The organism is Kitasatospora albolonga, from assembly GCA_002082585.1.
In the GTDB taxonomy this organism is placed as follows: domain Bacteria; phylum Actinomycetota; class Actinomycetes; order Streptomycetales; family Streptomycetaceae; genus Streptomyces; species Streptomyces stephensoniae.
Genome location: CP020563.1, coordinates 6,412,424 through 6,434,100, shown reverse-complemented (window position 1 = coordinate 6,434,100; position 21,677 = coordinate 6,412,424). Strand labels below are relative to the sequence as shown.

Below are 21,677 nucleotides of genomic sequence, written 5' to 3'. Positions count from 1 at the left end.
TCTACCGGTGACGCCTCGCACGCCCGGCCGAGCCTCTCGCTCCTGGCCGGACCCCGTGCTCCTAGTCGAGGTAGTCGCGCAGGACCTGCGAACGCGACGGGTGACGGAGCTTCGACATGGTCTTCGACTCGATCTGCCGGATGCGCTCACGCGTCACGCCGTAGACCTTGCCGATCTCGTCCAGCGTCTTCGGCTGGCCGTCGGTGAGGCCGAAGCGCATCGAGACCACGCCCGCCTCACGCTCGGAGAGCGTGTCCAGCACCGAGTGCAGCTGCTCCTGGAGGAGCGTGAAGCTGACCGCGTCCGCCGGAACGACGGCCTCGGAGTCCTCGATCAGGTCACCGAACTCGCTGTCGCCGTCCTCACCGAGCGGGGTGTGGAGGGAGATCGGCTCGCGACCGTACTTCTGGACCTCGATGACCTTCTCGGGGGTCATGTCGAGCTCCTTGGCCAGCTCCTCCGGGGTGGGCTCACGGCCCAGGTCCTGGAGCATCTGGCGCTGCACGCGCGCGAGCTTGTTGATGACCTCGACCATGTGCACCGGGATACGGATGGTGCGGGCCTGGTCGGCCATGGCGCGGGTGATCGCCTGACGGATCCACCAGGTGGCGTACGTGGAGAACTTGTAGCCCTTGGTGTAGTCGAACTTCTCGACCGCGCGGATCAGACCGAGGTTGCCCTCCTGGATCAGGTCCAGGAAGAGCATGCCGCGACCGGTGTAGCGCTTGGCCAGGGAGACCACCAGACGGAGGTTGGCCTCCAGAAGGTGGTTCTTGGCCCGGCGGCCGTCCTCGGCGATGATCTCCAGCTCGCGCTTGAGCTTCGGCGCGAGCTTGTCGGCGTTGGCCAGCTTGTCCTCGGCGAAGAGACCCGCCTCGATGCGCTTGGCGAGCTCGACCTCCTGCTCGGCGTTGAGGAGGGGGACCTTGCCGATCTGCTTGAGGTAGTCCTTGACCGGGTCGGCGGTGGCACCGGCGACGGCGACCTGCTGCGCGGGTGCGTCGTCCTCGTCGTCGTCGGAGAGGACGAAGCCCTTGTTCTCGCCCTCGCCCTCCTCTTCCTCGCCGCCCTTGCCGGCCTTGACCTCCTCGACGGCCTCGTCACCGTCGAGCAGCTCGTCGTCCTGCTTGCCGGACTTCTTCGCCGCTGTCTTCTTGGCCGCCGTCTTCTTCACGGCGGTCTTCTTGGCAGCCGTCTTCTTGGCTGCCGCCTTCTTCGCGGGGGCGGCCGCGACGGCGTCGTCGGCCGCCGCGCCCGCGCTCTCGGCCGCCGGGGCGGCGGGGGCCGCGACGGTCCTCGTCACGGTGGTCTTCGCCGCGACAGTCTTGGTGGCGGTGCGCTTGACCGGGCTCTTCGCTGCGACGCTCTTGCGGGCGCGCTTCGGCGACTCCGCGGCACTGACCATCAGCGTCACACCCTCTTCCTCGAGGATCTGGTTGAGGCTGCGCAGAACGTTCTTCCACTGGGTTGGCGGAATCTGGTCAGCCTCGAAGGCCCGACGCACGTCATCGCCGGCGATCTGCCCATCAGCCTTTCCCCGCTCGATGAGCGCCATCACAGACTCGGACTCGGCGATCTCCGGCGGGAGCGTACGGGATGTGCTGGCCGACACGAACAACCTCTCGGAACGATGGAAACGGCTTCCGGCCCCGCCCTGGAGAGGGCTGGAACCGACGACCGTCGACTGGGGATGTCGCCGACGGCGCGGGTTTGGCCTCAGAACTGAAACAGCGCGCCCAGGGGCTGCTGTATTCCTTCCGCGGCGGTCACCTCTTAAGTCATCGCGCTGCTTCGAGGAGTGTTACGCCCAATCCACGTGGCCCGAGTCACACCTCATTCGCGACGAACCGTGCCGGGGCGGGCATCTCCCCACAATTGTGCCGCCGGACCCGATCGCTCCGGCGGCACAGGGCCTGGGCTCCCCGGCGGTGGACCGGTCAGTGCCCGCGCGCGGCGGTCCGGTCAGTGCTCACGCGGCGCGGGAACCACACGCTCCACGTCGGGGTGGACGACGAGCAGTTGGCGCATGGCCGCCTCGGCCCCCGTGGAGTCGCCCGAGGCGAGGGCGTCGACGATGCGCGCGTGGTGGGCGAGCGAGGTCTCGCCGGGGCGGTCGCAGCCGGTGACCGGGCCGCCGGAGACATGCAGGGCGGCCGAGACGATGCCGGAGAGGTGTTCGAGCATCCGGTTGCCCGCGGCCTGGATGAGCAGGGCGTGGAACTCCGCGTCGGCGCGGGAGAAGGTGATCGCGTCGCCCTGGCCCATCGCGTGCCCCATGATCTCCACCATGTCGCCGAGGCGCTGCTGAAGGTCCTCCCGGCCGTGCCCGGCGGCGAGGCGGGCGGCGAGCGGCTCGATGGTCCAGCGGAGCTCGGCCAGCTCGCGGCGCTGGTCGTCGCGCTGCGGGCCGAAGGCGCGCCATTCGATGATGTCGGGGTCCAGCAGGTTCCAGTCGCTGACCGGGCGGACCCGGGTGCCCACGTTGGGGCGCGCGCTGACCAGCCCCTTGGCTTCGAGGACGCGCAGGGACTCGCGGACGACGGTGCGGGAGACCTCGAACCGCTGGCCGATCTCCTCGGGCACGAGGGGGCGGTCCGCGCCGAGATCGCCGGAGACGATCATCTGCCCCAGCTGTTGGACGAGTTGGCCGTGCAGGCCGCGCCCGCGGCTGGCCGCGCCCCGTCGGCTCGCCCGCCCCAGCTCCGCGTCGGAGCCGCCCCAGGACCGGGCCGCGGCGCGCTCTCCGGCCGGCGCCTCGGTGTAGGGATAGCGATCGAGTTCGCCCGGGCCGGCCAGGCCGGAATCGGCGGAGCGGGCGGCGGTCATCATGGTGTGCGCAAGGGTACTCACGCATCCTTTGTCGGCGCGGCTCGCCCGCCCCTTGAGGTCTTTGCTGAAAAGCACACGAAAGGGTGATCGGCGCCCGCTCCGCAATTGACGCCATATACGTATAAACCAGGCATTTTCAAGGGAGTTACGGGCTCCTCTCCTCGGCGGCGGGCCACGGTGATCACCAACGCACCCTTCCCCGAAGGCTGGTGAACAGATACGCACAGATCAGTGCCGACAACGACAGGGTCAGCGCGGCGCCCACGGGCTGTGCCACCACCCGCGCGACGGCGAGGACCCAGCGGTCCGCCTCCTGCGGCAGCTGCCACCAGGCCAGTTCGCGCAGCCGGCCGGGGAGCCCGGTGACCGAACGCGCGGACGGTGCGGCGAACACCTTCTGCACCAGCGGAACCACCACCACCGGAACGGCCAGTACGGCGGCAATCCCGGCCCCGGTCACCCGGAAGACCCCCGCCGCCAGCAGCCCGGCCCAGGCGCAGCCCACCGTGAGCGCCGCCCAACTCACCCCCAGGGCGACGGCATTGGCCGGAACCGTGATCAACTCCGGCCCGTAGAAGAGCCGGAGGCCCTGCGCGCCGCCGACGACGGCGAGGAGGGCCAGCAGAAGGGCGAACCCCGCGGTCACCGTCAGCTTGGCCGCCAGCAGACCGATCCGCCGGGGCACGGTCCCGCGCCCGGCGGCGAGCGCCGGGTAGCGGAACTCGTCCCCGAAGGAGAGGGCGCCCAGGATGCCCGCGCCCAGGGCGGCCGGAGGCAGCGGCAGCAGCTCGGGCCAGGCGGCGAGCGTACGCGGCAGGGGCGTACCGCCCGTGCGGGCCAGCAGGACGGAGAGCGTGGCGGAGACCAGCAGCACGGCGGCCATGATCATGGTCGTGGTCCGGACGCCGAGGGAGCGCCGCAGCTCGTAGCGGAGCGGGCGCAGCGGTCCGCGTGCGGGGCGGGCCCGGATCGGCGGGGGCAGTTCGGAGAGGGCGACGGCGGAGGGCTGCCGCGCCCCTCTGCCGCCCTCCGGCGGGGCGGCGGGCCCGGTGTCGCCGATCTCGTCGGCGAGTTGATGCACCGGGACCCCGTGCCGGAACGCGGTGTCGCCGACCTCGGCGCAGGTGCTGCCGTACACCGTCAGCAGGCCGCCCGCTTCGGGGACCACCTCGACGGACCGCCGCGCGGCCCGCGCCTCGCCGCTGACCACGGCTGCGAGCCGGGCGGCGTGCGGGGTGCGGACGGCGACCCGGGGGCGGAGCCGGGTACGGGCGAAGTCGGCGACGTCCTGGTCGGCGACGAGGCGTCCGCCGTCGACGGTGACGACGCGATCGGCGGTGCGGGCGGCCTCCTTGGGGTCGGCGGTGGCGTACAGGACCGTTCCGCCCTGCGCCGCGTGGGCGCGCAGCAGCCCGTACAACCAGCTGTTCTCACGCGGTGAGAGGCCCTCGGCGGGTTCGTCCAGGACGAGGGTGTGCGGGTCCCCGAGCAGCGCGGAGGCGAGGCCGAGCCGGCGGTCCATCCCCACCGACAGGGTGCCGAGGCGCTGGTCCCCGAGCCCGGCGAGGCCCACGACTTCGAGCATCTCGTCGGCCCGGGCGGCAGGCGTTCCGGCGGCGGCGCAGAGCATACGGAGCTGGCCACGGGCCGTACGGGAGGGGTGCCCGGGTACGTCGCCGAGCAGCACGCCCACCTCGCGCGCCGGATGGGGGATGCGGTGCAGGGGTCTGCCCCGGAAGTAGGCGACGCCCCGGCCGGAGTCGAGTTCGAGCATCAGACGCAGGGCTGCGGTCTTGCCCGAACCGGGGGCGCCCAGCAGGGCCGTGACCCGGCCGGCCGGGGCCTCGAAGGTCAGGTCGTTCACGGCGGGCGGGGCGTCCCGACGGGGGGTGCTGGTGAGTCCGATGGCCTGGAGCATCGCTTGTCTCGCGTCTCTCGCGGAAGGTGAGACCGCTCGGCGGCAGAGGGGTACCGCAGCAACATAACGCGACATTTCCGACTTTTGGTGCAGCAGTGGGCCGACGGGCGTTCCGCCGGTCCCTCCCAGCGGGTCGCCCGGGGTACGAAGGCTCAGACCTCGGGCCGCAGCATCGGCGGATTGAGCACGGTGGCGGCCCCGGCCCGGAACAGTTGCGCGGGGCGGCCGCCCTGCCGTGTGGTCGTCCCGCCGGACGGCACCAGGAATCCGGGCGTGCCGGTGACCTTGCGGTGGAAGTTGCGGGGGTCCAGGACCACGCCCCACACCGCCTCGTACACCCGGCGCAGCTCCCCGACCGTGAACTCGGGCGGGCAGAACGCCGTGGCCAGCGAGGAGTACTCGATCTTCGAGCGGGCGCGCTCCACTCCGTCGGCGAGAATCCGCGCATGGTCGAAGGCGAGCGGCGTCGCCTGCTCGTCCTCCCGCCCGGTGCCGGGGCGCAGCAGGTCGTCGACGGGCGCCCAGCGCGCGCTGTTGGCGTCCCCGCCCGCACGGGGTGCCGGAAGATCCGGCGCGAGGGCGAGGTGGGCGACGCTGACGACCCGCATCCGGGGATCGCGGGCGGGGTCCCCGTACGTGGCCAGCTGTTCGAGGTGCGCCCCGTTCGCCGCCGGTCTGGCCGGATCGTGGGCGCACAGCCCCGTCTCCTCGACAAGCTCACGCGCTGCCGCGGACCCGAGGTCCTCGTCGGCCCGGACGAAACCGCCGGGCAGCGCCCACCGGCCCTGGAACGGGGTCTCTCCACGGCGGACGACCAGCGCGCAGAGCGCGTGACGGCGCACCGTGAGCACGACCAGGTCCACGGTGACGGCGAACGGCGGGAAGTTCGACGGGTCGTAGGGCGGCATGCCGTGATCATAGTCGTCTTCCTGACGATAAACACTCCCTTCGGTGCTCCCGTGATCAGAGAAATCCCCGCCACGGCCGGAACAGACCACACGAAACAGACCACAGCGACCGGACAGCCGACCCACGCCGGGGCACCACCCGACGGACCCGCACGCGCCATGGGGCCGGGTGCGGGGTGCGGGGTGCGGGAGGGCGCCGGGTGCCGGCGCCCTCCCGCAGCAGAAGGCGGCGGCCCACCCTGCACAGGCCACCCCGGCGTGGGCGCGTACGTGAGTGGCGGTGGGCCCGGCACCGCGCGGGTGCCGTCGGCCCGCAGGGGCGCGGGCCCGCCACGGAAAGGCCCAGTCGCTGCTGGGGCGAGCGGTCCCGGTCTCAACTGTGGCCGAGCGGTCTCGGTCTCAGCTGTGGGCGGGCGGTCTCGGTGTCAGCTGTGGGCAGGCGGTCCCGGTGTCAGCTGTGGCCTGGGGGGCTCGGTCTTCAGCTGTGGGAGCCAGTGTCCCGTCGGCCGTAGCGCGTTCGCCTGGCTGTGGCTCCCGTCCCCGGCCGGGTGGTGCCGGGTGTCGGTGGCCTCCGTCCGGTGTCCGTCGCCCGGCGGCCGGTCCCCCGCCGTTCCCGATGGGGCAGCGGCCGGACCCTGCGGACGTGAAGGGCGGGCCCCCTGGCGGCCGTGGCCTCCGCGGCGGTCCCGGCCGCACCGGCGGTCCCGGCGCCCGTGCCCGCCGCGTCGGCGTCCGCTTCCACCCGAGCGTCCGCCGTCTCCCCTTCACCGCGCAGGCAACGGCGCAGCGTCTCCGGGTCCAGCCCTTCGTTGCACGCCCGGTGCAGCAACTGCGCGAACGTGTACTCCGGGTCGGCGCGGAGCGCCATCGTCAGGGCGACCCGGGCGCCGGGCTCGTCGCCGGTGGACCAGGAGACCCAGCCCGCCAGGGTCAGCGGGGCGGCGGCGTGCTCCCCGTACGGTCCGACACAGCGGCGGGCGAGCGCGCGCCACAGCCTCAGCGCGGACTGTGCGCCGGGGCCTTCCATCCAGGCCGCTGCCTTGTCACGGGTCTCCCGGTCCTGGAGGCCCAGAATCAGGGCGGCGGCCTCGTCGTCGCCGATCGACTGGTCGTCCTCGAAGTCGGAGACGGCCTCCGGAGCGGACCGGGCGCGCCCGAGGCGGCCCATGAGGGTGCGGGCGAGCTCAAGAGTCTCCCCGGCCACTTCGGTCTTCGTCCGCTCGTCGAGAATGCGGGGCACCAACGACGGCTCCGCCCGGCCCAGCGCCTGCAGCTGTGCGAAGGCCGCGTCCGGCGCCTGCCAGGGAGCGAGCCGCGCCTCCATGTCGCGCAGCGTCCCCCGTACCTGGATTCCCGCGTAGGCGGCGGCCGCCGCCATCACCGTCGTACCGGGCAGGGCCAGGGGATTTCCCTGGGCCGGGCAGCACCGGCTGTCGGGGCAGCAGTAGGACCAGTAGCGGCCGTCCGAGATGCAGAGCGCTTCGAGCACGGGCACATCGAGCGCTCCGCACGCCGTACGCAGGCTCTGGGCGAACGGCCGCAGCCGCTCCATGGTCAGACGGGCGCTCGCGCCGTCCGGCGAGTCCTGGCAGAGGAAGATCACGATCGCGTCGGGCCGTCCCTCGCGCCGCTCGCTCCCCGAGATCAGGCTCGCCGCCAACTGCTCGGCGACCGGGCCCCATTCGCCGGGCGCCTGCGGAATGCCGAGGCGGAGCCGACCGCCGAACCGGCCGCGACCGCCGTGCAGGGCCACCATGACGACGCTGTCGTCGGGGTGGAAACCCATCAGATACGGGAGGGCATCGGCGAGTTCGGCGGGACCGCGCAGGGTGATCTGCTGACCTTCGGCCGGGCCGGTGGATTCGTGGTGCTTGTTCATGGCTCGACGGTCCCGCGATCCGCCCGATCCCGCGACCCCTGTGGATAACGTTATCCACAGGCTCGCCCCGCCGTTCGCGGTTTGTGGCCGTCATCGGGTTGCATGGGGGGATGACCAACGCAGATCGTGCAGCACTCAGGGCTTCGGCCGACTCCGTCCTCGCCCGCCTCGTCGGGGACGCCACGGGTGAGGCCCGGCTGCGCGAGGACCAGTGGGTGGCGATCGAGGCGCTCGTCGCCGACAGACGCCGGGCGCTGGTCGTGCAGCGCACCGGCTGGGGCAAGTCCGCCGTCTACTTCGTGGCGACCTCGCTGCTGCGCGCGCGGGGCAGCGGCCCGACCGTGATCGTCTCGCCGCTGCTGGCGCTCATGCGCAACCAGGTCGCGGCGGCGGCGCGGGCGGGGATCAGCGCCCGCACGATCAACTCGTCCAACACGGAGGAGTGGGAGAGCGTCCAGAACGAGGTGGCGGCCGGTGAGGTCGACGTCCTGCTGGTATCCCCCGAGCGGCTGAACAATCCCGACTTCCGGGACCAGGTGCTGCCCAGGCTCGCCGCCGCGACCGGGCTTCTGGTGGTCGACGAGGCGCACTGCATCTCCGACTGGGGGCACGACTTCCGGCCGGACTACCGGCGGCTGCGGACCATGCTCGCCGATCTCCCCGCCGGAGTGCCGGTGCTGGCCACCACCGCCACGGCGAACGCCCGCGTGACGGCGGACGTCGCGGAACAGCTCGGCACGGGCGCGGGCACGGACGCCCTGGTCCTGCGCGGTCCGCTGGACCGGGAGAGCCTGAGCCTCGGCGTGCTGCAACTCCCCAACGCGGCGCACCGGCTGGCCTGGCTGGGCGACCACCTGGGGGAGCTTCCCGGCTCCGGGATCATCTACACGCTGACGGTCGCGGCAGCCGAGGAGGTCACGGCCTACCTCCGCCAGAACGGCCATCCCGTCGCGTCCTACACCGGGCGGACCGAGAACGCGGAGCGCCAGCAGGCGGAGGACGACCTGCTGGCCAACCGGGTCAAGGCCCTGGTCGCCACCTCCGCGCTGGGCATGGGCTTCGACAAGCCCGACCTCGGCTTCGTCGTGCACCTGGGCTCGCCCTCCTCCCCCATCGCGTACTACCAGCAGGTCGGGCGTGCGGGGCGCGGGGTCGAGCACGCCGAGGTGCTGCTGCTCCCCGGCAAGGAGGACGAGGCGATCTGGCAGTACTTCGCCTCGGTCGCCTTCCCGCCCGAGGAGCAGGTGCGCCGCACCCTGGATGTCCTGGCCCGCGCGGAGCGGCCGCTCTCCCTGCCCGCGCTGGAGCCCCTGGTCGATCTGCGGCGGACCCGGCTGGAGACCATGCTCAAGGTGCTGGACGTCGACGGCGCGGTGAAGCGGGTCAAGGGCGGCTGGATCTCCACCGGGGAGCCCTGGGTCTACGACTCCGAGCGTTACGCCTGGGTCGCCCGGCAGCGGTCCGCCGAGCAGCAGGCCATGCGGGACTACGCCACCACGACGGGGTGCCGGATGGAGTTCCTCCGGCTGCGGCTCGACGACGAGGAGGCCACCGCCTGCGGACGCTGCGACAACTGCGCGGGCGCCCGCTTCGACGACAAGGTCTCCACCGCGGCCCTGGACGGCGCCCGCAGCGAGCTGGGCCGCCCGGGAGTGGAGGTGGCACCCCGCAAGATGTGGCCCACCGGCCTGTCCGCGGTGGGCGTCGACCTCAAGGGGCGCATCCCGGCCGGTGAACTCTCCTCCACCGGCCGGGCGCTGGGCCGCCTCTCCGACATCGGCTGGGGGAACCGGCTGCGCCCCATGCTGGCGGCGCAGGCACCGGACGCACCGGTTCCGGACGATGTCACGGACGCCGTGGTCACCGTGCTCACGGACTGGGCCAGGGGCCCCGGCGGCTGGGCGTCCGGCGCGCCGGACGCCGCTGCCCGGCCGGTGGGTGTGGTCACGGTCGCCTCGCGCCGCAGGCCGCAGCTGGTCCAGTCGCTCGGCCACCGCATCGCCGAGATCGGCCGGATGCCCCTGCTCGGGACGGTGAACTACGCGCCGGGGACCGAGAATCTGACGATGTCGCAGACCAACAGCGCACAGCGGGTGCGGGCCCTGCACGAGGCCCTGGCCGTCGGGCCGGAGCTGGCGGAGGCGCTGAGGTCGGCCGACGGGCCGGTCCTGCTCGTGGACGACCTGTCCGACACCGGCTGGACGCTGGCCGTCGCCGCGCGGCTGCTGCGGCGGGCCGGAGCTCAGGGGGTGTGTCCGCTGGTCCTCGCGGTTCAGGGGTGACGGGAGGCGTCGTCCGGACCGTACCTGGGCAGGGATATCAGTAGCATTCCGGCCGATACCCGTCAGCGGCGCCAATTGCTCGTTGCCGCCTGCCGATACGCCAGGAAGAATTGGGACTGCTCCCCGCACAGTTCCCGCCGGGCCCGGAAGGGCTGTGCCGCGGCGCGCCCTCACCCGCCCCAGCCCGCACCGTGGGCGCGTAGCGAAGGGAGGACCATGACCTTCGGATTCGCCCCGTCCCCCGCCACTTCGATATCGGCGTTCTCGACCCCACCGGGTTCCGCGGACTCCGTCAACCGCCTTGCCCGGATACTCGAACCCGCCGAGTGGGCCTCGGCGGGCATACCCCTGCTGCGCAGCCCCCGGGAGGTCGTCAGCGGGCTGCACTCACGGCACCGGCCGACGCCCGCCACCGCCGTGGTCGCGGTCCTCGATCCCGAGGAGCGCCTCACGGCAAGCGCCTCGTTCACGCGCCGGGACACGGTGGCGGCGGACGGCTGGGACTTCCGCAACGCGCTGCTGGCCCAGCTGCGGCGTGTGATCCCGCACGATCTGCGCCGCCGTACTCCGGTGCGTACAGCCGTACTTCTCTACTGCCGCGACGGCGACGAGCGGTGGACCGAGGAGGACGGCGCGTGGATGTGGGGCCTGCGGGACGCCTGCACCCTGCACGGGCTCCGGTGCGGTGCGTACATCACGCTGACCAGTGGGGGCTGGCAGGTGCTCGGCGAGGGACGGGGCGGGCGGCGGCCCAGTTCGCTGTCGGAGCCGGCCGCGCTGGCCGACACCGTCGCCGAACACCAGCCCGTGCTGACCCGGACCGGCGGCGGGGCAGCGGAGGCACTGCGCCGCTCGGCCGCACGGTGAGCCCCTCGGCCGTTCAGTGAGCCGCGCGGCCGCACGGTGAGCCGCTGGGGCCGCCCCGGTGAGCCGGCCCGTTGCTCAGTCGCCCCGTGAGCCCCTCGGCCGCTCGGCCCCTCGGTGGCCGGAGAGCCGGGTCGTCCGGCGGCCGGAGAGCGCTGCGAGCGCTGAGCCCCGGCCGCCGTCACGGGCGGCCGGGGCTCAGCGGTCCGGGCCGGGGCTCCTCGGTTCGGCGGGTGCGGCGGTTCAGACGCCCGCGCCGAGTGCGGAGTTGATCGTCTCCGGATCACCGCAGACGATCAGCAGCCCGGCGGCCCGGTCGCGCGCGACGGGCAGCGCACGGGCGACGGTGGAGTCGGCGTCGCCGTTGACCGCCACGACCACCACGGGCCGGGGCTTCGCCCGGTCGACCGCGGCGGCGTCCGCGAAGAAGACGTCGTCCCCCGCGTCCTGCTGGGCCCAGTACGCGGCCTCGCCGAACGACAGCTCGTGCGCGGCCCACGGGTGCTGCTCGCCGGTGGTGAGCACCAGGATGTCGCCCGGTGCCCGGCCGGACTCCAGCAGCAGGTCGACCGCCTCCTCGGCCGCGTCGAGGGCTCCCCCGGCCGGGGCCGGGATCAGCTGGAGCTGCGGCTCGGAACGATTCTCCGGACGGCCCGGAACACCCTTGGGAGTTACGGGCGCGGGTGCCGGAGCGGGGTGTGCGCGCTGCGCCGGAGGCGTGGGGCGCGCGGGGCCGGGCACCGGACGGCCCGGGCGCGGCGTGGCCGCGGAACGCGGACCTGGTACGGGACGGGGGGTCGGCGCGGTACGGCCGGCGGCCGGAGTGACGCGGGGACCCTGGGCACTCTCGTGAATCTGAGGCTCCTCGGGATGAGAGGCAGGAAAGGTGGTCTGTCGTGGGCCGACGTGGTCGGTCGGCGTCGCTGGAGGCGCGCCTGCGCGCGATCAGAATTCGAAGCCGAGCTGGCCCCCGCTTTCGAGTGCGGCCGCCTCGGCGGAGAACCGGACCTTCTTCAGGTGCTGCCACCTGGGCAGCGCGTCCAGGTACGACCAGGAGAGGCGGTGATGGGGCGTGGGCCCCCGCTCCTCCAGCGCGGCCCGGTGCACGGGCGAGGGATACCCGGCGTTGGCGCCGAAGGCGAAGTCCGTGTACTCCCCGGACGCCCCGCCCAGTTCGGCCATCATCCGGTCCCGGTGCACCTTGGCGATGACCGAGGCGGCCGCCACGGCGATGCAGGACTGGTCGCCCTTGATCACCGTACGGACCTTCCAGGGGGCGCCCAGATAGTCGTGCTTGCCGTCGAGTATCACCGCGTCGGGCCGGACCGGCAGCCCCTCCAGGGCCCGTACGGCGGCGAGCCGGAGTGCCGCGGTCATGCCGAGGTCGTCGATCTCCTCCGGGGAGGCGTGACCCAGGGCGTGGGCGGTGACCCAGCTCTCCAGCACAGGGGCGAGCTCGGCACGCCGCCGGGGCGTCAACAGCTTGGAATCGGTGAGTCCTTCGGGCGGTCGGCGCAGACCGGTGACCGCGGCACACACGGTGACGGGTCCGGCCCACGCCCCGCGTCCGACTTCGTCGACACCGGCAACGGTCCTGGCACCTGTGGTGGCCCGGAGCGAGCGCTCGACGGTGTGCGTGGGTGGTTCGTACGGCATGGCGCCAGCCAGCGTACGCCGAGAGCAACGGCAGCAACACCCCGGGGCACCGTGCACACCGAGATTCGGCCGACGGACGCGGAACGGAAGTGGCGTGTACGGGTCGGCGGGCGCGAAACGCGGGCGGGTGGCGGGCCGGAATCAGTACGCGTGGCGGGTGCGGGATCAGTACGGGTCGTACGGGATCAGTACGGGTCGTACGGGATCAGTACGGGTCGTAGTCGTCGTGGTCCTGCTCGGAGCCGCCGCGCCCGCCCTCCCGTACGCCGTCCGTGCCCAGCCCGTAGCAGGTGCTGCGGTCGGCGGTCACGGGACGCTTCCGGAGGATCTCCCCGGCCCGTGCCTCGCCCCAGCTCGTCGCGTACCAGGGCGAGTCGGCGGACCGCAGCTCGTACTGGAGGACCCGGAGAGCACAGGAGCGCTGCGGTTCCGGCAGTCTGTCCAGAGCAGGTACGGCGTCGGCGGAGAGGCCCTTGACGTAGTCGATGTCGATCGTGCCGCGGGCCTCGAAGCGCTGGACGTTCTGCTCGGCGACCACCGCGTCGGGCGAGATCAGTCCGAAGGCCAGTACGGCGGCCCCGGCGCTGACCGCGATGGCGCGGGGCAGGAACCTGGCGCCGAAGACCCCGGCGGCCAGGATCAGGACGAACACGACGCCGAGCCAGAGTTCCATCGCGGCCACGGAGATCCGGAGCCGGGTCAGCCCGTACTCCTCGACGTACAGGTCCATGCGGCGCAGCGCCGAGGCGACGACCACCAGGGTGAGCACGCAGAGGGTGCCCAGCACGGCGCGCACCAGCGTCCGGTCCCTGCTGCCGCCGCGCGGCGCCCAGCGCAGGGCCAGGGCGATCACGAGGAGGGTGAGCAGGGTGGCCCAGAGGAGCTGCCAGAAGCCCTGGCGGGCGTACTGGGCGTGGTCGAGCCCCGTCGCCTCCCGCACCCTCTCGTAGCCGCCGAGGAGGACAACGAGCTGGAGGGCGATGAACGCGGCGAAGAGCAGGTTGAGGACGATGAGCGGAAGCGCCCATTCCATACGTCCCCGGGGCTTGCCCGCCTTGACGGTGAGGCCGTCCCAGCGGACGGGGGCGGCGGCGGTGTGGGCGGCGGCCAGCGCGCCCGTGAGCCCGAGGAGGAAGAGGAAGAGGCGCCACGGCCCCTCGGCGAACGACACATCGGGGGTCAGCCGGCCCAGCAGGTCGGCGAAGGCCGCGTCGGCGCTGGCGAAGAGCGCCCCGAACACCACGAGGAGCCCGACGGCCACCGCCGTGGTGCGCAGGGCGGTGCCCCAGCGCCCCCGGGAGCCGTCGGCCCGTTCACGTACTCCGCGCCAGCCCCACCGGATGCCCGGTACGGCCGAGGCGAAGATGCCCACGGAACCGGCCAGCACCCCCGGCCAGCTGCGGCTGCCGTGCAGCGCGAGCGAACCGAGCGCGAAGGCCGACACGACGGCCAGGAAGGTCGGCCAGCCCGCGTCCAGGAGAGCCGGTACCGCGAGCAGGGCGAGGCCGCCGACGGCCCAGGCGGCGGTCCAGGGGCGCAGCCTGCGGCCTGCGGCCCGCGCCGCGAAGGCGGCGGCCAGCGCGGCAGGCACCGCGACGATCAGGAGGTTCACACCGAGGCCGTCGCCCAGCAGGAGCGCGCTGAGCACGGCGGTGGCCAGGACCGCCCAGAGGACGGCGGGCCGGATCAGGGACGGTGCGGCCGGACGGAGCCGGGCCGTCGTACCGGGGCGTTTGGCCGGGGGCTGCCAGGGCTGCCAGGGCGACTGCCCTCCTGCCCGGGGCGGCTGCCGCTGGGCGTGGAGGTAGGCGGGTACGGCCGGTGGCTGGACGCCCTGGGCCGCGTGGGGGCCGGGCTGCGGGGCCGGTGGCAGGGGGGCGGCCTTGGGCGCTGTGTCTGTGGCCGATGGGGCTGGTGAGGTGGATGAGGTCGGGGCCTTGGCCGGTGTTTCCGTTGCCTCGGGTGCCTCGGGTGCCTCGGGTGCCTCGGGTACCTCAGGTGCATCCGTTGCCTCCGGTGCCGTCGGCGCCGGAGCCGGAGCCTTCGGAGCAAGTCGTTCCGGAGCGGATGCTTTCGGAGCGAGCGGTTCCGGAGCCGATGCCTCCGTCACCGGCGGTTCAGCAGCCGACGAGCCGCCGCCCGGCGCACCCGACGCCCCGGAGGGCCCGGACACGCTGGACGGCTCCGACGCGTCGGACGGCTCGGACGGCTCGGACACCTCTGGCGGTCGTTCGGACATTGGGCCCCCTCCCCCACCGGTATCCGCGCACGGCCTCGGGCGGCGCGGTGTCCCGGCATAGCGTTCGGCGCACGCCCGCGGAGGCCGATCGGCAGAGGATCGAACAACAGGGGCGGCGTGGCCGAAACAGTAATCCCGAACCGGTGTTCGCGAACACTGAGAGTGAGGTTGTGGCAGGACCGTGACAGAGGGTCGTCCCGGCCGCCGCGGCCGTGAGCCGAAGATCCCGGCCCGGCGTTCAGTGGTGCGCCGGGACCAGCCAGCCCGGAGGTTCCTCCGTCTGCGCCAGCCAGTCGGCGGGCGGCGCCCCGGCCGTACCGGCGGCGACGACGCCACCGACGATGGCGCAGGTCGTGTCGACGTCACCGCCCGCCTGGGCCGTCAGCCAGAAAGCCTCCTCGAAGTCCCCGAGGCTCCTGGCCGCCGACCAGAGGGCGAACGGCACGGTGTCGTGGGCGCTGGTCCGGCGGCCGTTGCCGAGGACCGCGGCGACGGTCCCGGCGTCCTGGTAGTCCAGCATGTCGCGGGCCCTGCGCAGCCCCGCGCCGACCGCGCTGCGCGGCACGAGCGCGATGACGCCGTCGAGCAGTTCCTCGGGCGTCGGCGGCCCGTCCGGGGCCGCGGCGAGCGAGGCGGCCGCCGCGACGGCCATCGCGCCGACGACGGCCTCACGGTGCTGATGCGTGGGGTACGAGGAGATCTCGGCCTGGTGGGTGGCCTGCTCCGGGTCGTCCGCGTACCAGGCGCCGAGCGGGGCGATCCGCATGGCCGAGCCGTTGCCCCAGGACCCCTGCCCGTTGAAGAGCGCCGAGGCCAGCTCGCGCCAGTCGCCGCCCTCCCGTACCAGCCGGAGGAGCCGGTTCACGGCGGGTCCGTAGCCCCGGTCGAAGTCGTGGTGCTCGGCGAAGGAGGTCGCGAGCGCGTCCTGGTCGATACGGCCGTGGGCGGCGAGTACGGCCAGGACCGAGGAGGCCATCTCGGTGTCGTCGGTCCACTGCCAGGGGCCGGGCGGCAGGACGCGCTGCTTGAGCAGCGGGTAGTTGACCGGGACGAAGAACTGGGAGCCCAGGGCGTCTCCCACGGACAGGCCACGCAGGCTGGCCAGGGCGCGTTCGAAGCGCCGCTCGGAAGCAGAATCAACGGTCATCGCCCTGCCACTCTATCCCGTACGGCCGTACGGCTCAGGGGTGCGCCAGCGCTGGAAGGGGCGGTCGAGGGTGTAGCGGCCGTTCGCGCCGAGGAGCAGGGTCCGCGTCTCGCCGTTGCCGGGGTTGGAGAGCGATTCGAACTCGGCCACCGACCAGTGGAACCAGCGCATGCAGAAGAGGCGCATCGTCAGCCCGTGGGTGATGAGCAGGACGTTCTCGGGGTGGTCCGGCTCCTCGAAGCTGCGGTGCAGGCTCTCCAGGAAGGCGCCCACCCGGTCGTAGACGTCGGCGCCGGACTCGCCCTGGGCGAAGCGGTAGAAGAAGTGCCCGTAGGCGTCCCGGTACGCCTTCTGGAGGCGTACGTCGTCCCGGTCCTGCCAGTTGCCCCAGTCCTGCTCGCGCAGCCGGGGCTCTTCGCGGACCCGGACCCGGGCGGGGTCGAGATCGAAGGCCCGGAACGTCTCGTGGGTGCGGCGGTAGGGGGAGATGTAGACGCTCACCCGCTCCTCGCCGAACCGCTCGCGCAGGAGCGCCCCGGTCTCCCTGGCCTGCCGCAGCCCGGTCCCGGTGAGCCGGAGCGCGTGGTCGGGCTCGCGCTCGTACACCGTGTCGTCGGCGTTGCCCTCGGACTCGCCGTGCCGGACGAGGACAATGCGCTGCGGTCGTGCCATGTACCGACCCTAGGCGGTGCCCGGGGATTCCGCGTGCTCCTCCGGGGGGAGCGGTGTCAGACCGTCCAGGAGGGTTCCAGTTCGACGACGTCGCCCGTCAGCGCGGCCACATCCGTCTCGGTCTGCGCGCGGGCCGCCAGGCGCTCCGCCCCGCCGGCGCGGTACTTGCCCCGCTCGGCGCTCGACTTCCACAGGGAGAGCACCAGGAACTCGTTGCCGGGCGCCTCTCCGAAGACCCCGCGCAGCATGCCGGGGGAACCGGCCATCGCCGGGTTCCACACCTGCTTCTGCATCAGGACGAAGTGCTCGGCCCGGTCCTCGTGCACGGTGCTGTGCGCCACCCTGACCACGTCCGCCTCCGTGAAGTCGGGCTCGAAACCCGTCTTCACGTCGAACCGGCGCTCGAAGAGCATGACCTGCATGTCGCGGAACGTGCCCGCCTGTCCGGCCGCGAGCCGGTCGTTTCCGCGCGCCATGAAGGAGTCGTAGAAGACCCGGTTGTCCCAGAACGCGAAGACATGGGCGACATCGGGGCGCGTTCGGCTCCACCCGCCGCTCTGCCCCCTGAACCCCGGCTCGCCGAGCAGCCCCGCCCACTCCCGCTGTCCCCGCTCGAAACCATGACGGTCCACCACGGAGCAGCGAATCCACTTCACCAGCACCGCGCCATCGTACGGGGCGGAGCGTGGCGCCGGTCACGGTCGTCCGCGTACGTGGACCACCCGGCCCCGGGACGTTCCGCGAACGCGCCCTCGCGCGGCGGCCCCGCGCCGCACGATCGCCCGGACACCGCGCACGCTCCGGACACCCCTCTCGGCACATGGCCCGATTCCGACGCCCGCCACGGGCGTACGCCCCGGGGGCAGTTGGCTGCGCGGCCCGTTCCGTACATGATCGGGTGATGACAGCGGTCCACGGGCCGCAGGCCAGGAGGGGAAGTCCGTGAGCACTCCGAACAAGGACATCGAGAAGGTCGAAGTACGGATCAAATGGGACCCCAGCCCGCACGGTGAACCGGACATCGACCTGGACATCATCGCGGCGACCTACCCGGCGGACGAGCCGTACGGCAGCCCCGCGTACCTGGTGCATTTCGACAGCCGCTCACCGGACGGCACCATCACGCTGAACCGGGACAGCAGGACCGGCCAGGGGTTCGGCTACGACGAGGTCATGACGATCGAGCTGAACCGGCTGGCCGACCGGTACGGCCGGGTGGTGGTCGGCGTCGCCATCCAGCAGCGCGAGGCGCGCAGGACCTTCGGCGACGTCGAGAGCACCGGGGTGCAGATCAGGGAGGGCTACACGAACCTGATCGAGGACGATTTCGCGAGCGTCGCCGGGTCGACGGCGGCGGTCGTCGCGGAGTTCTCCCGTACCGGCTCGGGACAGTGGGTGTTCCGCCCGGACGTACGGGGCTTCGACGCGGCCCCCGACGCGTTCGCCGCGGTGATGGGGAACCGCGTCGACGGGGCCTGAGTCCCGGGGCCACGAACGGGAGCTGCGGGGCCTGAACGGCAGCGATCAGTTCCGGCCAACCCTGCGTAAGGGGCCGGCTTCGTGCCGGTCCCCTGCCGGGGGCCGAGGAGCCAAGAGCCCGGGGGCCGTGGTCTCAGTGCCCGGCGCGGTCGTAGTTCAGCGCCCAGGACTTCGCGCCGGTCAGGACATCCGCCGTCGGCCAGCGCTCCGTCAGTACGCGCGTCAGGAGCTCATCGGGGCTCGACCTGATGTGGGGCATGCGGCGGCGTCCGTGCGTCGGGACGTCGACGCCGGCCGAGACGGGCCTGCCGAGAATCTCCTCGCCCCACGGGTCGAGCTCGTTGGCCAGCCGCCCGGTGAACTGCATCTGGTCGAAGTCGAGCTCGCCGGTGGCGACCTTCTTGAGGTGGCCGAAGACTTCTTTCTCGACGGAGACCCAGACCCCGATGGTTGCCGTGCGGCCGTCGTCGAGGCCGATGGGCAGCAAGGCCCGGGCGAACTCGCCGAAGTCTCTGGTCATGACGAACGCGTCGCTGATCACCCTGACGTACCGCTGGAGTTCGGCCTCGCCCAGAGCCAAGACCGGCTGCGGCAGCGAAAGGTTGAACCGGGGGTCGGAGGCGTCCAGGGAACCATTGCAGCAGGCGCACGAAGGGCCGTCCTGCGGAAGCTGCCCGGTACCGTCCGTCTTGCGCCTGCGCCGCCATATCCTCATAGCCCCGTAGCTAAGCACACGCTGCCACCGGCAGGACCATCGGCGGAGGGGCGCCGGCCTCGTGGCCGACGCCCCTCGTTCGTCCGTGCGCTCCGTCCGTGCTCAGCGGATCGTGCCGCTCAGCCGGGTGTCGGCGGTGTCAGCTGCAACCGCTGGTCGAGCCGCAGCCCTCGCAGATGTAGCAGGAACCGGCGCGCTGCATCTTCGTGCCGCAGGAGAAGCAGAGCGGGGCGTCCGCGCTGATGCCGAGCTGCATCTCGACCAGTTCGGCCGAGGTGTGGGCCGTCGTCGGGGCCGGCTTCTCGGCCGCGCGGGGAGCCGTCACCGCCTTCAGGGGCCCGGGCTGCACCGGGGCCGACTGGGCGAGGCTCTCGGTGTCCACGCCGTCCGCCTCGAAGGACTGCTCGTACGAGCCGGTGTCGAGGTGGCGCTGGCGCTCCTCGGCGGAGTGGATGCCGAGGGCGGAGCGGGTCTCGAAGGGCAGGAAGTCGAGCGCCAGGCGGCGGAAGATGTAGTCGACGATCGACTGCGCCATCCGCACGTCCGGGTCGTCCGTCATACCGGCCGGCTCGAAGCGCATGTTCGTGAACTTCGAGACGTACGTCTCCAGCGGGACGCCGTACTGGAGGCCGACCGAGACGGCGATGGAGAAGGCGTCCATCATGCCCGCGAGGGTGGAACCCTGCTTGGACATCTTCAGGAAGACCTCGCCGAGACCGTCGTCCGGGTAGGAGTTGGCGGTCATGTACCCCTCGGCGCCGCCCACCGTGAAGGAGGTGGTGATGCCGGGGCGGCCCTTGGGGAGGCGCTTGCGGACCGGGCGGTACTCGACGACCTTCTCGACGGCCGTACGGATGGTCTCCTCGGCCTTGGCCGCGACCTCCTCCTTCTCCTTGTCCTTGGTCTTGGCGGAGAGAGGCTGGCCGACCTTGCAGTTGTCGCGGTAGATCGCGAGCGCCTTGACGCCCATCTTCCACGCCTCGAAGTAGACCTCTTCGACGTCCTCGACGGTGGCGCTCTCGGGGAGGTTGACCGTCTTGGAGAGCGCGCCGGAGATCCACGGCTGGATGGCCGCCATCATCCGGACGTGGCCCATCGCGGAAATGGAGCGCTCGCCCATCGCGCAGTCGAAGACCTCGTAGTGCTCGGTCTTCAGGCCCGGGGCGTCGATCACATTGCCGTTCTCGGCGATGTGGGCGACGATCGCCTCGATCTGCTCCGGCTGGTAGCCCAGGCGGCGCAGGGCCTGCGGGACCGTGCCGTTGACGATCTGCATCGAGCCGCCGCCGACCAGCTTCTTGAACTTGACCAGGGCGAGGTCGGGCTCCAGGCCGGTGGTGTCGCAGGACATCGCGAGACCGATGGTGCCGGTGGGGGCGATGACCGATGCCTGCGCGTTGCGGAAACCGTTCTTCGCGCCGAGCCGGATCACGTCCTGCCAAGCCTCCGTCGCGGCGGCCCAGACCGGCGAGTCCAGGTCGTCGACGTGGATCGCCTTGGCGTTGGCGTCGGCGTGCTGCTTCATGACGCGCTGGTGCGGCTCGGCGTTGCGGGCGTAGCCGTCGTACGGGCCGACGACCGCGGCCAGTTCGGCGGAGCGCTTGTACGAGGTGCCGGTCATCAGCGAGGTGATGGCACCGGCCAGGGCCCGGCCGCCGTCGCTGTCGTACGCGTGACCGGTCGCCATCAGGAGGGCGCCGAGGTTGGCGTAACCGATGCCCAGCTGGCGGAAGGCGCGGGTGTTCTCGCCGATCTTCTGCGTCGGGAAGTCCGCGAAGCAGATCGAGATGTCCATCGCGGTGATGACCAGCTCGACGACCTTGGAGAAGCGCTCGGACTCGAAGGACTGGTTGCCCAGGCCGTCGTCCTTGAGGAACTTCATCAGGTTGAGCGAGGCGAGGTTGCACGAGGTGTTGTCCAGGTGCATGTACTCGCTGCACGGGTTCGAGCCGTTGATCCGGCCGGACTCCGGGCAGGTGTGCCAGGCGTTGATGGTGTCGTCGTACTGGATGCCGGGGTCGGCGCAGGCCCAGGCGGCCTCGGCCATCTTGCGGAAGAGGGACTTGGCCTCGACCTCTTCGATGACGTCGCCGGTCATCCGGGAGCGCAGCCCGAACCTGGAGCCCGTCTCGACGGCCTTCATGAACTCGTCGTTGACGCGGACCGAGTTGTTGGCGTTCTGGTACTGGACGGACGTGATGTCGTCGCCGCCCAGGTCCATGTCGAAGCCCGCGTCACGCAGGGCGCGGATCTTCTCCTCCTCCTTCACCTTGGTCTCGATGAAGGCTTCGATGTCGGGGTGGTCGACGTCGAGGATGACCATCTTGGCCGCACGGCGGGTGGCACCGCCGGACTTGATGGTCCCGGCGGACGCGTCGGCGCCGCGCATGAAGGAGACCGGGCCGGAGGCGTTGCCGCCGGAGGAGAGGAGCTCCTTGGAGGAGCGGATACGGGAGAGGTTCAGGCCGGCGCCGGAGCCGCCCTTGAAGATCATGCCCTCTTCCTTGTACCAGTCGAGGATTGACTCCATGGAGTCGTCGACGGCCAGGATGAAGCAGGCGGAGACCTGCTGCGGCTGGGGCGTGCCGACGTTGAACCAGACCGGCGAGTTGAAGCTGAAGACCTGGTGCAGGAGGGCGTACGCCAGCTCGTGCTCGAAGATCTCGGCGTCCGCGGGAGAGGCGAAGTAGCCGTGGTCCTCGCCGGCCTTCCGGTACGTCTTCACGATCCGGTCGATCAGCTGCTTGAGGCCGGTCTCGCGCTGCGGGGTGCCGACGGCCCCGCGGAAGTACTTGCTGGTGACGATGTTGACCGCGTTCACCGACCAGAAGTCGGGGAACTCGACGCCACGCTGCTCGAAGTTGACCGAGCCGTCGCGCCAGTTGGTCATGACGACGTCACGAAGCTCCCACGCCACCTCGTCGTACGGATGCACGCCGGGGGTGGTGTGGATGCGCTCGATACGCAGACCCTTGCTCGCCTTGGCGCCCTTGGTGCGGGAACCTCGCGGGCCGCTCGCCGTCTCTGTCATGCCGCCTCCCATATGTGGGCAAAAACGCCCTGAAGTGCCCAGTTCTTCCCAGGCACAG

16 protein-coding genes are annotated in these 21,677 nt (G+C 72.2%); 3 read left to right on the top strand and 13 right to left on the bottom strand.

Annotation, left to right across the window (positions count from 1 at the left end; translation table 11 throughout):
• Positions 1–61 precede the first annotated feature (61 nt).
• From B7C62_28560 to B7C62_28540, 5 genes are all read right to left on the bottom strand, one after another.
• On the bottom strand, positions 62–1,612 hold the full coding sequence (locus tag B7C62_28560) for an RNA polymerase sigma factor (protein ID ARF75771.1): 1,551 nt from the start codon (positions 1,610–1,612) through the stop codon (positions 62–64).
• 350 nt (positions 1,613–1,962) lie between these two features.
• Positions 1,963–2,904, bottom strand: coding sequence for a GntR family transcriptional regulator (locus B7C62_28555; GenBank protein ID ARF75770.1), 942 nt, complete (start codon positions 2,902–2,904; stop codon positions 1,963–1,965).
• A 106-nt stretch (positions 2,905–3,010) separates the two neighbouring features.
• Positions 3,011–4,747: an ABC transporter ATP-binding protein gene (locus tag B7C62_28550; GenBank protein ID ARF75769.1), complete on the bottom strand. Its 1,737-nt coding sequence runs from the start codon at positions 4,745–4,747 to the stop codon at positions 3,011–3,013.
• Positions 4,748–4,899: 152 nt separating this feature from the next.
• The gene (locus B7C62_28545) at positions 4,900–5,655 is read right to left on the bottom strand and encodes a DNA hydrolase (GenBank protein ID ARF75768.1); all 756 of its coding nucleotides are present in this window, start codon (positions 5,653–5,655) and stop codon (positions 4,900–4,902) included.
• A 478-nt stretch (positions 5,656–6,133) separates the two neighbouring features.
• Positions 6,134–7,534, bottom strand: coding sequence for a hypothetical protein (locus tag B7C62_28540; protein ID ARF75767.1), 1,401 nt, complete (start codon positions 7,532–7,534; stop codon positions 6,134–6,136).
• Between the two features lie 110 nt (positions 7,535–7,644).
• Here B7C62_28540 and B7C62_28535 point away from each other — a divergent pair, with 110 nt between their 5' ends.
• Both B7C62_28535 and B7C62_28530 read left to right on the top strand, forming a co-directional pair.
• The gene (locus tag B7C62_28535) at positions 7,645–9,816 is read left to right on the top strand and encodes a recombinase RecQ (protein ID ARF75766.1); all 2,172 of its coding nucleotides are present in this window, start codon (positions 7,645–7,647) and stop codon (positions 9,814–9,816) included.
• 216 nt (positions 9,817–10,032) lie between these two features.
• Positions 10,033–10,683 carry a hypothetical protein gene (locus tag B7C62_28530; GenBank protein ARF75765.1) on the top strand — a complete coding sequence of 217 codons (651 nt, stop codon included), beginning with the start codon at positions 10,033–10,035 and terminating at the stop codon, positions 10,681–10,683.
• A 240-nt stretch (positions 10,684–10,923) separates the two neighbouring features.
• On the opposite strand, the gene B7C62_28525 is transcribed toward B7C62_28530, so the two are convergent.
• From B7C62_28525 to B7C62_28500, 6 genes are all read right to left on the bottom strand, one after another.
• Positions 10,924–11,535, bottom strand: a complete 612-nt coding sequence (locus B7C62_28525) for a hypothetical protein (GenBank protein ID ARF75764.1) — start codon at positions 11,533–11,535, stop codon at positions 10,924–10,926.
• A gap of 90 nt (positions 11,536–11,625) precedes the next feature.
• On the bottom strand, positions 11,626–12,336 hold the full coding sequence (locus tag B7C62_28520; GenBank protein ID ARF75763.1) for a ribonuclease HII: 711 nt from the start codon (positions 12,334–12,336) through the stop codon (positions 11,626–11,628).
• A gap of 205 nt (positions 12,337–12,541) precedes the next feature.
• Positions 12,542–14,446, bottom strand: a complete 1,905-nt coding sequence (locus B7C62_28515) for a hypothetical protein (GenBank protein ID ARF75762.1) — start codon at positions 14,444–14,446, stop codon at positions 12,542–12,544.
• Between the two features lie 367 nt (positions 14,447–14,813).
• Positions 14,814–15,722 carry a hypothetical protein gene (locus tag B7C62_28510; protein ID ARF75761.1) on the bottom strand — a complete coding sequence of 303 codons (909 nt, stop codon included), beginning with the start codon at positions 15,720–15,722 and terminating at the stop codon, positions 14,814–14,816.
• Between the two features lie 12 nt (positions 15,723–15,734).
• Positions 15,735–16,394: a histidine phosphatase family protein gene (locus tag B7C62_28505; protein ARF75760.1), complete on the bottom strand. Its 660-nt coding sequence runs from the start codon at positions 16,392–16,394 to the stop codon at positions 15,735–15,737.
• 56 nt (positions 16,395–16,450) lie between these two features.
• Positions 16,451–17,056 (bottom strand): DUF4937 domain-containing protein, encoded by a 606-nt coding sequence (locus tag B7C62_28500; GenBank protein ID ARF75759.1) that lies wholly within the window; start codon positions 17,054–17,056, stop codon positions 16,451–16,453.
• A 280-nt stretch (positions 17,057–17,336) separates the two neighbouring features.
• Here B7C62_28500 and B7C62_28495 point away from each other — a divergent pair, with 280 nt between their 5' ends.
• Positions 17,337–17,873, top strand: coding sequence for a TerD-family protein (locus B7C62_28495; GenBank protein ARF75758.1), 537 nt, complete (start codon positions 17,337–17,339; stop codon positions 17,871–17,873).
• A gap of 133 nt (positions 17,874–18,006) precedes the next feature.
• Here B7C62_28495 and B7C62_28490 read toward each other — a convergent pair whose 3' ends face one another.
• Complete coding sequence (locus tag B7C62_28490) at positions 18,007–18,588, bottom strand: hypothetical protein (protein ARF75757.1); 582 nt, start codon at positions 18,586–18,588, stop codon at positions 18,007–18,009.
• Between the two features lie 139 nt (positions 18,589–18,727).
• Positions 18,728–21,619: a ribonucleoside-diphosphate reductase, adenosylcobalamin-dependent gene (locus B7C62_28485; protein ARF77411.1), complete on the bottom strand. Its 2,892-nt coding sequence runs from the start codon at positions 21,617–21,619 to the stop codon at positions 18,728–18,730.
• Between the last annotated feature and the right edge of the window lie 58 nt (positions 21,620–21,677).

What these genes read in the sequence shown, in the direction of transcription:
- B7C62_28545 (ARF75768.1), bottom strand. Translation starts at nt 5,655, where the DNA reads ATGCCGCCCTACGACCCGTCGAACTTCCCGCCGTTCGCCGTCACCGTG.
- B7C62_28540 (ARF75767.1), bottom strand. Translation starts at nt 7,534, where the DNA reads ATGAACAAGCACCACGAATCCACCGGCCCGGCCGAAGGTCAGCAGATC.
- B7C62_28535 (ARF75766.1), top strand. Translation starts at nt 7,645, where the DNA reads ATGACCAACGCAGATCGTGCAGCACTCAGGGCTTCGGCCGACTCCGTC.
- B7C62_28505 (ARF75760.1), bottom strand. Translation starts at nt 16,394, where the DNA reads ATGGCACGACCGCAGCGCATTGTCCTCGTCCGGCACGGCGAGTCCGAG.
- B7C62_28510 (ARF75761.1), bottom strand. Translation starts at nt 15,722, where the DNA reads ATGACCGTTGATTCTGCTTCCGAGCGGCGCTTCGAACGCGCCCTGGCC.
- B7C62_28490 (ARF75757.1), bottom strand. Translation starts at nt 18,588, where the DNA reads ATGAGGATATGGCGGCGCAGGCGCAAGACGGACGGTACCGGGCAGCTT.
- B7C62_28550 (ARF75769.1), bottom strand. Translation starts at nt 4,747, where the DNA reads ATGCTCCAGGCCATCGGACTCACCAGCACCCCCCGTCGGGACGCCCCG.
- B7C62_28520 (ARF75763.1), bottom strand. Translation starts at nt 12,336, where the DNA reads ATGCCGTACGAACCACCCACGCACACCGTCGAGCGCTCGCTCCGGGCC.
- B7C62_28530 (ARF75765.1), top strand. Translation starts at nt 10,033, where the DNA reads ATGACCTTCGGATTCGCCCCGTCCCCCGCCACTTCGATATCGGCGTTC.
- B7C62_28485 (ARF77411.1), bottom strand. Translation starts at nt 21,619, where the DNA reads ATGACAGAGACGGCGAGCGGCCCGCGAGGTTCCCGCACCAAGGGCGCC.